This is a genomic window from Flavobacterium sp. (assembly GCF_021151785.1).
In the GTDB taxonomy this organism is placed as follows: domain Bacteria; phylum Bacteroidota; class Bacteroidia; order Flavobacteriales; family Flavobacteriaceae; genus Flavobacterium.
This window is the reverse complement of the sequence record NZ_JAGKWP010000169.1, coordinates 1-2596: the sequence shown is the minus strand read 5'-3', so window position 1 is coordinate 2596 and position 2596 is coordinate 1. Positions and strand designations below refer to the sequence as shown.

General features: G+C 36.8%; 4 protein-coding genes. All 4 read right to left on the bottom strand.

Features of this window, described 5'->3' with window-relative positions; all coding sequences use genetic code 11:
* Nucleotides 1-70: 70 nt before the first annotated feature.
* The 4 genes from QZ824_RS11300 to QZ824_RS11285 all read right to left on the bottom strand — a co-directional run bounded on the left by QZ824_RS11300 (nt 71) and on the right by QZ824_RS11285 (nt 2471).
* On the bottom strand, nt 71-652 hold the full coding sequence (locus QZ824_RS11300; RefSeq protein WP_291276119.1) for a YdeI/OmpD-associated family protein: 582 nt from the start codon (nt 650-652) through the stop codon (nt 71-73).
* 151 nt (nt 653-803) lie between these two features.
* The gene (locus QZ824_RS11295) at nt 804-1301 is read right to left on the bottom strand and encodes a YfbM family protein (protein ID WP_291276120.1); all 498 of its coding nucleotides are present in this window, start codon (nt 1299-1301) and stop codon (nt 804-806) included.
* A gap of 415 nt (nt 1302-1716) precedes the next feature.
* On the bottom strand, nt 1717-1908 hold the full coding sequence (locus tag QZ824_RS11290; protein WP_291276118.1) for a hypothetical protein: 192 nt from the start codon (nt 1906-1908) through the stop codon (nt 1717-1719).
* Nucleotides 1909-2027: 119 nt separating this feature from the next.
* A complete protein-coding gene (locus QZ824_RS11285) occupies nt 2028-2471 on the bottom strand; it encodes a hypothetical protein (protein WP_291276117.1) in 444 nt (147 codons plus the stop codon).
* Nucleotides 2472-2596 lie beyond the last annotated feature (125 nt).

Sequence of the window (2596 nt, the reverse complement as noted above, 5' to 3'; positions counted from 1 at the left end):
GTTTAAAAGATAAATTATAGAAATATAAAATTATATACGGCTTTAAACACAGACTGTTATCAAAAAAAAATTAATTGATGTGCTTCGGCTTCAATCCTTGTGCGGCACGTTCGGCCACTTCATGAACACGTTTTTCTCTGGTCTCCACCCGCTTTGCAGATACCAGCCAATACAGAATTATTTTGCGTACCGACTTACTCAGGCTTAAAAAGAAATCCTTTGAACCGGGATAAGCTTTAAATGCTTTCGCCAGATCTTTGGGTATTTCCAATGCATCGACTTCATTGAGAATTTCCCATGAACCGTTTTGCTTTGCTGTCTCAATACTGGCCAGCCCCATTTCTGTCATCAGTCCGGCATTGATCAGCTCCACTACTTTTTCTTTATTTATTTTTGACCAGGTTCCTTTGGGCTTACGCTGACAAAAAAATTGTATGAAGCTTTCCGCATCCAACGATTTACGCTTGCTATCAATCCAGCCAAAACAAAGGGCTTCTTCAACAGCATCCGTCCAGCTGATGGTAGGCTTTCCTGATTCTTTTTTATAGAGCAGCAGCCACACCGATTGTTCCGAGCGGTGATGCTTGGTTAACCACTGCCGCCAGGCTTTCCGGCTCTTCGGATAAAATGTTGTTATCTCTTCTGTTTTCATAAAATGTAATAATCAGTGGTCAGTAAACAGTCCTCAGGCCATTTAAATAGTAACGTGTCTACATCTTCTTGGCTTTTTATTCTGTTATTTATAAAACAAAAATAATAGCGGGAAGTGACAACCGTATGTCAGCGGATACTGAAAAATTTGATTAACTGATAAAAAACAGAACGGCTTGTTGTTCTTTAGCGGCAGTATTATAAAATTCCTTCAGAATACTATAATAATCAATAAGATATTCTAATTCTTCTTCACCTCTATCCCACATATTAGGATAAATTTGAAGTTCCATCATCTTCTCAGGATGGAATTTCTTTTTTAAATCTTCCTCAGAGATTTTATTCATCTCTGCGCTGATGGCTTTGACTTGTTCTACAGTGTTATACAACGCCGGACCATACCCCATATCCTGCTCAGGGTCTAATTCTGTTGCATTTAATATCAGACTCAATGGTTCTTTCGCATCCTCTATATTTGACAATGATGCACCTGTAAGCAGGAAAAAAATACCTTCCCAGGCTTTGTCAACATCCATCAGATTTTTATCCTCCAGATTATCTTCACTATACACACGGTCTTCCAACTTACTGCTCTCCTGCATATATTCTTCAAATTCTTCTTTTGACACCCGAAGATAATTACCAACCATTCCCATCGTTTATAAATTTATTTTATTAACTATTTATTCTAACCTTGTTTTATGAGCTTCATAAATAAGTACAGCAATGCTAACAGCATGCCGTTATATTAATTCATCAAGTGATGTTTGCGTTTTGCCTTTGTACAGCTTTTGCATGTCCATACTATGGCACGCCTATATCGGATACTATCCACAATGCATCCCATACATTTTATAGATTTTGCATTTGGATATTCGTCTGTATTTCCCCGTTCAGGACACGTTCTGCCGTAGTGAACCCGAATTACTGATTTTTGCATACCCCTGTTATGCAGTGAACAAATCCTGCCGTCCCCTCCGGCCAGATTCAGGGTCGCACAGGAAGCAAAAATCAAACTCAAAACTAGAATAGATAAGAGTGTTTTCATTTAATTATGATATGTTATTATTCCTTATCCTTTTTATCCTTCCGTTTCAACTTCGTACAAGTTGAACACGACCACACAACAGCATATTTATACTTCCGCTCATAAATTACACAACCTTGGTTCAGTTTCTTTTTTGCATGCGGATAGACTGCTGTATTCGGGGCAACATAGGTTTTGCCATACACGGATTTCACAAACGATTTGTGCATCTTTTTACCATGTAGTTCACAGATGTTTGACTCATCTTTCGTTGCATTGAATACACAGGCATTGAAGGCTATACAGAAAATGGTAAATATAAAAATTGATTTCATGCTGGTTTATAATTTTATTCAACGAATTTAATCTTCAGGATAGCATCTTCTTTGCTGGCATTTTTATGATCCGTATTTCCCACGAATGTTCCGTCATCATCCCATTTTCCCCATATCCCAATATCCTCATCTTTGTATCGCACTCCTTGAATATTGACTTTGCCATTTGGATAATACAATATAAAAGGACCATAATAAAATCCTTTATACAGCACTCCTTCAAATTGCAAGGTATGATCGCTGAAACGGCCTTTTCTTAATTCAAATGTTTTATCCGAATTATATAATGATTCCAGATCCAGATAAAAAGTATCTGACTCTGTAAATAAATTCTGAGAAAACCTGTTCAGTTTATATTCATGTCCACCGGAAAAATAATGTTCAAACCGGGATGTACTGTCTTCGTTATAGGTAACAGCAATACTATCAGGTTTCGTAGCAGCACGTTTCTCTATCACTGTTTTAATATCATTAAACCAGACATCGGTTTTAGGGTTGCAGGCAGATATAAAAAGAGAAATAGTGGTAATAAAAAATATGTTTTTCAAAAAGACTTTAATTTTCATAAGACATAATATTACTT

Coding starts and splice junctions, on each gene's coding strand:
- QZ824_RS11300 (WP_291276119.1), bottom strand. CDS start 652: ATGAAAACAGAAGAGATAACAACATTTTATCCGAAGAGCCGGAAAGCC.
- QZ824_RS11290 (WP_291276118.1), bottom strand. CDS start 1,908: ATGCACAAATCGTTTGTGAAATCCGTGTATGGCAAAACCTATGTTGCC.
- QZ824_RS11295 (WP_291276120.1), bottom strand. CDS start 1,301: ATGGTTGGTAATTATCTTCGGGTGTCAAAAGAAGAATTTGAAGAATAT.